At 70.9% G+C, this 6,927-nt stretch carries 8 protein-coding genes; all 8 read right to left on the bottom strand.

The genetic code is table 11. The features are described 5' to 3' along the window. Positions 1-138: 138 nt before the first annotated feature. Entirely contained in the window at positions 139-1,335 is a 1,197-nt protein-coding gene (locus I6A60_RS33885; protein ID WP_203017112.1) for a methyltransferase, FxLD system, read from the bottom strand. Between the two features lie 67 nt (positions 1,336-1,402). Next, positions 1,403-2,332 (bottom strand): thiopeptide-type bacteriocin biosynthesis protein, encoded by a 930-nt coding sequence (locus tag I6A60_RS33880; protein WP_203017123.1) that lies wholly within the window; start codon positions 2,330-2,332, stop codon positions 1,403-1,405. Between the two features lie 53 nt (positions 2,333-2,385). Further along, the gene (locus I6A60_RS33875; RefSeq protein WP_203017125.1) at positions 2,386-3,213 is read right to left on the bottom strand and encodes an SAM-dependent methyltransferase; all 828 of its coding nucleotides are present in this window, start codon (positions 3,211-3,213) and stop codon (positions 2,386-2,388) included. A 24-nt stretch (positions 3,214-3,237) separates the two neighbouring features. Continuing rightward, positions 3,238-3,804 (bottom strand): hypothetical protein, encoded by a 567-nt coding sequence (locus I6A60_RS33870; RefSeq protein WP_203042767.1) that lies wholly within the window; start codon positions 3,802-3,804, stop codon positions 3,238-3,240. Between the two features lie 43 nt (positions 3,805-3,847). Continuing rightward, entirely contained in the window at positions 3,848-4,699 is an 852-nt protein-coding gene (locus I6A60_RS33865; RefSeq protein WP_203024474.1) for an SAM-dependent methyltransferase, read from the bottom strand. Continuing rightward, entirely contained in the window at positions 4,696-4,980 is a 285-nt protein-coding gene (locus tag I6A60_RS33860; protein WP_203024475.1) for a hypothetical protein, read from the bottom strand. Before I6A60_RS33860 ends, I6A60_RS33865 begins: the two co-directional genes overlap by 4 nt. Further along, positions 4,977-5,552 carry an ATP-binding protein gene (locus I6A60_RS33855; protein ID WP_203024476.1) on the bottom strand — a complete coding sequence of 192 codons (576 nt, stop codon included), beginning with the start codon at positions 5,550-5,552 and terminating at the stop codon, positions 4,977-4,979. The genes I6A60_RS33860 and I6A60_RS33855 overlap by 4 nt, the downstream gene beginning before the upstream one ends. A 735-nt stretch (positions 5,553-6,287) precedes the next feature. Further along, a complete protein-coding gene (locus I6A60_RS33850) occupies positions 6,288-6,833 on the bottom strand; it encodes a flavoprotein (RefSeq protein WP_203024477.1) in 546 nt (181 codons plus the stop codon). Positions 6,834-6,927: the final 94 nt, after the last annotated feature.

The following is a 6,927-nucleotide window of genomic DNA, read 5'->3' as shown; positions in this document are numbered from 1 at the left end:
ACGTTCAGTGACCGCTGGCCGTCCGCCGAGACCTACTAGATCAAATCAGCCGGAAACACCGTTACCGAGATAGTCCCCTGGGCACAGGAAAGAGCAGAGGCTGGCCGGGACGGCTTCGAAGCCGTACGCGGCTGAGAGTCAGGGAATGGGCGGCCAGGCGACGACGGCGTCGCCGTGTTTGGTCGCGGCGACGGCGGATGTCTCGGCGTCTGGTGGGCGGTTGGTGCCGGTGGGCCAGTAGGTAAAGGTGGGGTGGTGGGTGTGGCGGGTGGTGTCGTCCCAGCGTCGGATCTCTGCGGTGAGGGCGGTGGCGGCTTGGGGGCTGTTGTGGTGGGCGCCGAGCCGGTATCCGCCGTCGCAGGGTTGGGCGATGAGGTAGGCGTGGGACCAGAGGCCCGCGGCGCCGAAGGGTTGCCATTCGCGGGTGCCGGGTCCGAAGAGGGGGGTCAGGAGGCGGAAGGAGGGTAGCCGGCAGGCGAGCCAGAGGTAGAGCTCGGCGAAGGCGTACCGGTCGGTTCGTACTACGTCGGTCCAGACGATGGTCTCGTCGTCGGCGGGGCCCGACTGCTCGGGGTCCGCGTCGGGGGCGAGGGTGAGGTCGCCGCCGTGTTCGGCGAGCACGACGACCCGCCCGTCAAACCCGGTGTCCGCGTGAAAGGGCAGCAGGTCCGGAGGCATGACGCTGGTGCTGGCCAGGTGGTCGCCCTGGCGGACGAACGCGACCGTGGCGGTCACCGGACCCAGTTGGAATGGGAGGACGAGCCGGCCGTGCGCGGGGAGCTGCTCCAGCCAGGCCGGGGGGATGCTGCTGGCCAGTTCGGTGACGAGGATGACGTCCGGGGTGCGCCCGAGCGCGGGCAGGGTGTCGTGCTGGTCGGCGTGGATGAGGGTGACCTGGTCGTCGTAGCCGGTCGCGGCCAGCAGCCGCCGGGCCCGGTCCAGGACCCTGGGGTCAGTGTCGGTGCTGAGGATGTGGCCGCCGGGTCCGACGATCTCGGCGAGGAGCGCGGCGTTCAGCCCGTCGGTGCCGATCTCGGCCACGGTCATCCCGGGGCGTAGGTGGGCCTGTTCGATCCGGCGGGCGGCCACGGAGGCCGATGGTGGTGAGGCCAGGGCGACCGGCTTCCTGGCGTCGGTGAGTTCCACCGGCCGGTAGGGCGCGTAGGCGGCCTCCAGCGAGGTCCCGGCGGGTAGGAAGAGGTGGCGGGGCACGGTCAGGAACGCGCGCTCGACCGCCGGGGTGGTGATCGTTCCGGCGGTGACGAGGGTGTTGACCATCGCGTCGCGTAGCCGCGACGCTGCCTGCGGGGGCGTGGCGGTGTTCGTCTGAGGCATCGGGGTTCTCACTGTCTACTCGCGGGCTACCGCGCCGGCCCCGGCTGGGCGGGGATCGCGGCGGTGGTCAGCATCGGCCGTAGGCGTCGTGCGCGGCGTAGGCGAGGACGGCCTGCGCGGTCGCGGACAGACCCAGACGGGACCAGTGGGCGCGGATGACAGCGACCAGGACGTCGGACAGGTCGCCGGTGAGCAGTCCGGCGGTGGCGGTGGCGGCGAGTTGGGTGCCGGCGGTCGCGGCGGCCTGGGCCCAGCGGCCCTCGATCGTGGTGTGCAGGTGCGGGTCCCTGAGCAGCCGGTGGTGCAGGTCCGCGCCGAGCTGGTGGATGCCGTCCGGCTCGGACGCGCGGCGCGGCGCCAGCTTGGCGCCGACCTGCGTGTAGACCCCGCCACGGGCGTGCGGGCGCAGACCGGCGGCGGTGAGCAGAACGTCCAGGACGGCGATGGACAGGTCGCGGCGGGCCAGCGGCGAGTTCAGGCGGCGGGCGTAGGCGAGTAGGGCGTGGCTTTCGGCGACGAACAGGTCGTAGGCGATCGTGGTGCCGCTCAGCCCGCCGAAGGGCCGTAGATCCGGTTCGTGGACCTGCGGCTGGGTCGCCGCGACAGGCCGCCCCCGCCCGAGGTCGTGCAGGAAGACGCCGAGGGCTGCGGGGTCGGGGTGGCGCAGGTGGACCCGCCAGTCGCCCTCGCGGCGGGCGTACCACCAGTCAACCGGCGCGCCGTTGAGGTGCAGGGTGTCCAGGACCGGGCCGACGATGGCAGCCATGATCTGCTCAGCGCGCCGCTGGTCGGCGAACATCAGCCGGGTGGTGTACCAGCGCAACGCCGGGCGGGTCAGCGCCGCCCTTCCGGCCTCGTGATACGCCGCCAGCGCCGCGCGCACCACCTCCTGTGGCAGGCCGTGCAGCTCCGCCACGTCGGGCACCGGACCGCCGGCGAGCACGGCGTTCACCGCGTCCACGAGCTGTTCCGGCGGCGTCGCCGCCAACAGGTCCACGCGCACAACTCCCCCTAGGCAGGTACCAGCAGGACGTCGCGAGCCAGGTGGTGTCAGGGTTTGCGGCCGAGTGCCGCCCAGCAGGACACGTCCGCGTCGGTGAGGGGACCCTCGCGGTGGCCGTCGGGCTGCTGCGGGACGTCCGGCCCGACGCCGGGGCGCCATCGGTGCGCGACGACAACGCCGGGGTCGATCAGTTCGAGGCCGTCGAAGAAGCAGGCGACCTCGTCGCGGCTGCGCGCCTGGGCGGGGATGCCCCGGGCGCGGTAGATCTCGGCCGCCTGATCGGCCTGAGCGCGGGCGAAGTCGGCGGTCGCATGCGTGATCGTCAGGTAGCTGCCCGCCGGGAGCGCGTCCAGCAGCGTCGCGACGATGCCATACGGGTCGGCGTCATCGGGCAGGAAATGCAGGACTGCGATCAACGACAGGCCGACCGGACGGCTCAGGTCCAGGGTGTCCCGGACCTCGTCCGAGTCGAGGATCCGGGCGGGTTCCAGGAGGTTGGCGTCCAGGTAGGCGGTCGCGCCCTCGGGATGACTGGTCAGCAGGGCACGGGCATGCGCCAGAACGATCGGATCGTTGTCGACGTAAAGGATCCGCGCCTGGGGCGTGATCTGTTGGGCGACCTCGTGGAGATTGGGCGAGGTGGGAATACCTGTGCCGATGTCCAGGAACTGGTCAACGCCCGCCTCGGCCGCGAGGAACCGGATAGCGCGCCGTAGGAAAGCCCGGTTCGACCGGGCCACCGTCCGCGCCTGCGGGAAACTCTCCAACACCAGCTTACCGGCCGCGCGATCAGGCGGAAAGTTGTCCTTACCATCCAGGTACCAGTCGTACATCCGCGCGGCATGTGGCACATCCGTCCGCAGATCAACAGTCATCGTGTCCGCTTTCCGTTTCCTGTGTCAGACGTTGTCAGCGCGGCGGCGCTTAGAGGGCGTCCCACGGTCATTTCCACCGGTGACGCGGCGTCGAGGTCGCCCGCCTGGCGGGGGGTGCTGCTCGGCGGTGAGGATCTGCCAGACGACCCGGTCGCTGCTCCCCCCGGGAGCGGTCAGGACAACCTCGTGGCGGAGCACGTTCAGGCCCCCGCGGGCAGGCGGCTCGGTCCCGCAAAGGAGGGCCGCCGACAGCGCCGTCTGGGACGGGTGGGTCAGCAGGTCACCGACCGCGAACGCGAGCGCCGCACGCGACGCCGACCCGTTCACCGGGAAAACCACCACGTGACGGACCTGCGGAAGCCGGCACATCGCCGCCGCCGCGGGCCACAGACCTCCCGAGGTCACCGCCCGGAACTCCACACCCGCACCGTCCCGAACATGGCGCGCGACCGGCCCGCTGCGCCCGCCGCCGCCCAGGCCCGGCTGGCGGCGGATCACCAACCCCGCTGTCCCTACCGGTAGGCACAGCCACGGCACCCGTGCCTCAGCATCGACCGCGTCCTCGCCACCCAGCCGCACGGACCTGGCCACCCGGGCATCCGCCCGAAGACCCCCGCCCCGGGTCACGCGCCGTCTAGAGGCGGGCGACGACGCCATAGCAACTCACCGCCCCATCGGCCGGCAGGTCGTCCAGGTCGGGGGCGTCGGGGATCCAGCGCTGGCAGGACACCAGCCCCGGGTCGAGAAGTTCCAGACCGGCGACGAACTGGGCGACCTGCTCGCGGCTGCGAGCCTGGAGCGACATGTCGGCTGCCTTGTAGACCGCGACCAGCCCGGCGACGACCTCGGGCGCGTAATCGGCGGTCAGATGGTCGAGCAGCAGCGCGCTGCCCGCCGGCAGCCCCGCCAGCAGCGCCGCGACGATCCCGTACGGATCCTCAGCGTCGGACACGAACGGCAGGACCCCGCTGAGGCTGAGTACGACCGGCTCGCCCTCGTCGAAACACGCAAGCCCCAGCCCGAGGATCTTCGCGGGGTCGCGCAGGTCCGCCTCAACAACCTCGACACTCCCCAGCGGGCCAGAGGCCAGCAGCGCGCGGGCGTGCAGCAGCACCAGCGGGTCGTGGTCGGCGTAGACAACCCTCGCTGCCGGGACAAGGCCCTGGGCGACCTCATGCAGATTAGGACTGGCCGGAAGGCCGACCCCTACATCGAGGAACTGCTCGAACCCCGCACCGGCCAGAAAATGCACGGCGCGGCACAGGAACACCCGACGCGCCCGCGCCGCCAACCACAGATCCGGAAACACCGACAACGCACTGCTACCGACTTCCCGGTCGATCGGGAAGTTATCCTTCCCGCCCAGGAAATAGTTCTCTATCCGGGCCGACTGTGCCCGCTTAAAATCCACCAGCGCCGACCCCGACGGGGATTCAATACGCTGCCACGGGAGTAGGTTTCCAGAGACGACCAAGGGCTGTGTCATGACGCCGCGCCCGCGACGACACGTCGGCGTGTGCGCCGACGTGGGGGCCGGGTCTGCGACCAGTCCCACATCGCCCACGCCCCCACCAGCGCGTGCAACACCTCGGCGCCGGGGGCGCCGAGGCAGGCGCTGAGCAACGCCGACAGCACGCTCGCCGTAGCGGCGCCGGCCGCCCAACGACGCCGCACCGACCAGGAGGCACCCACGGCCGCGGCGATCTTCCAGCCGGCGACGAGGACACCCCCGGCCGTTGCCGCCAGCAGGACCAGCGACACCGTCACCACGCACCGCCCTCAACCGGGCTCGGCGCCAGGCCAGAGACGGTGGGGAACGTGTGTGCGCGCAGGGCCTCCAGGAACCGACCCAAAATCGCCGCATCCTCGCGCACCGTCGGTGGAGCATCAGGCGTAGCCGGGCTGCGCCCCGGCAGCCAGCCCAGGCCCCGATCGCCCTCCCCGCGTGCGCCGTCATGGTCGAAAGCGGCCCACACCACCTTTCCCGCACTGCCCTCGGTCGCGTCGACACCCCAGTCCGCAGCGACGGTGGCCACGAGATGCAGCCCGTGGCCACCCTCCGCGAGCTCCTCCGTCGGGCGCAACGTCGGCAGACCAGGCGCGACATCGAAGACCTCGATGAACAACCGCTGGGCCGTCTCGGTCAACCGCAGGCCGATGAACCGCAGGAACCGGTCGTTCGGATCAAGGCCCGGGACCGTCGCGGCATTCACCGCGTTGCAGGTCAACTCACTGGCAACCAGCCGCGCGTCATCCAGGAACGACTCCAGCCGCCACTCGACCAGCGTGACCGCGACCTGCGCGCGAGCGATACCAGGCGCGGTCGCCGTCGTGGACATCCACCGCTCCACCGACCGCAGGGGCGCCGCCCTACCGGGGGGAGCTGTCTGGTTGGGCGGCGGCTCGGCGGCCGGCGTCTCGGGCATGCTGTCAGTCGTCACCCGGCCGGGTGGCCGAGGCGGTGGCGGTCCGCTCGGGTCGCAGCGACCTGTCGACTGGCCAGCGTGCATGGGGCAACGCTCCAAAACCAAGCGGAAAGATCGGTCATTTCGGCAACCCGGTGAGGTCGGTTGCGGCCAGCGGCCAGGGGAGGCCGTGCGGGTCGCTTTCGTCGCCGGCGGGTGTGGACCAAGTGGAAGAGGCGGTCGATCTGGCCGTAGGGCTCCCGGGACTCGGCATGCCGCTCGGCTTCCAGAACGGTGTCGAGGTCGTGGCTGTGTGGCGTGTCCCCGAGATGGTCGGTGAACACGCGAATGCCATGCCAGGCCACCCGGTCCGCCGTCCGCGGCGACGAGGAGCTCGTGGCCGAGACACCTGTGCGGCTGGTAGCCGCTCAGCTTCGGCGCGCGGCCATCAGTGACGAGGCCAGGCCGGGACCTGTCCTCGCGATGACGTTCGGACATCACGCGACGGCATGCTAGGGACGCTCGCCGTCACCAACTTCACGGTCGTGAAGTCGTCATGACACGGATCGTGCAACCGCGCGAGCGCAACTCAAAGACGCGTCGGGCGCCGATGTCGGCGCACTCGATTGAGGCGTGCTTACTGGCTGGGTGGGCCCCCGTGGGTGGGGGCTAGCGCGTGAGGGCGTCCAGGGCGTCCAGGGCGCTAGCCCAAGGGAAGAGATCCGCGCGGCCAGCGCGAGGGGCGTGTGGGGGGTTGACGTCCTCGCCATACAGCACAGTGACGCCCCAGGACCGCAGGTCTTCGATCGACCGCCCGAACGCCGGGTGCGCCGCCTGGGCTCGGTTGGTGAAGGGCATCGCGACGAGGGGCAGACCGAGGCCGATGCCCTCGACGATCAGTCCGAGCGCCAAGGTGTCGCTGATGCCGGCTGCCCATTTGTTGATCGTGTTACACGTCGCCGGGGCGATGATCATAGCTGAGGGAGGCGGTAGAACATCCTGCGTGCCAGGCGTCTTGTAGTCGCTGCGTACTGGATGTCCCGTCAGCAGTTCCAGGGCGACGACGTCGACGAACCGCCGTCCCATCGGCGAGGTGATCAAGCAGGTGTCCCATCCAGCCTCCTGCGCCATGGCAATCAGCTGCGCAACGTTGCGAGCGGGCGGAGCCCCGCAGGCGATGACGTAGAGCACCCGGGACGTCGCCGAGTCGCCCATTGGTCCTCCCTTGCGTCCTCCGAGTCGGGCTTGCTCACCCACCCATTACGGGCGTCGCCCGAGTGTTGGTGCGTTCGGCCAGTCCCAGGTCCAG

The sequence above is a fragment of the Frankia sp. AgB1.9 genome (genome assembly GCF_016786355.1).
In the GTDB taxonomy this organism is placed as follows: domain Bacteria; phylum Actinomycetota; class Actinomycetes; order Frankiales; family Frankiaceae; genus Pseudofrankia.
The sequence above is the reverse complement of the archived record's forward strand: the minus strand, read 5'-3'. Positions and strand labels throughout refer to the sequence as shown.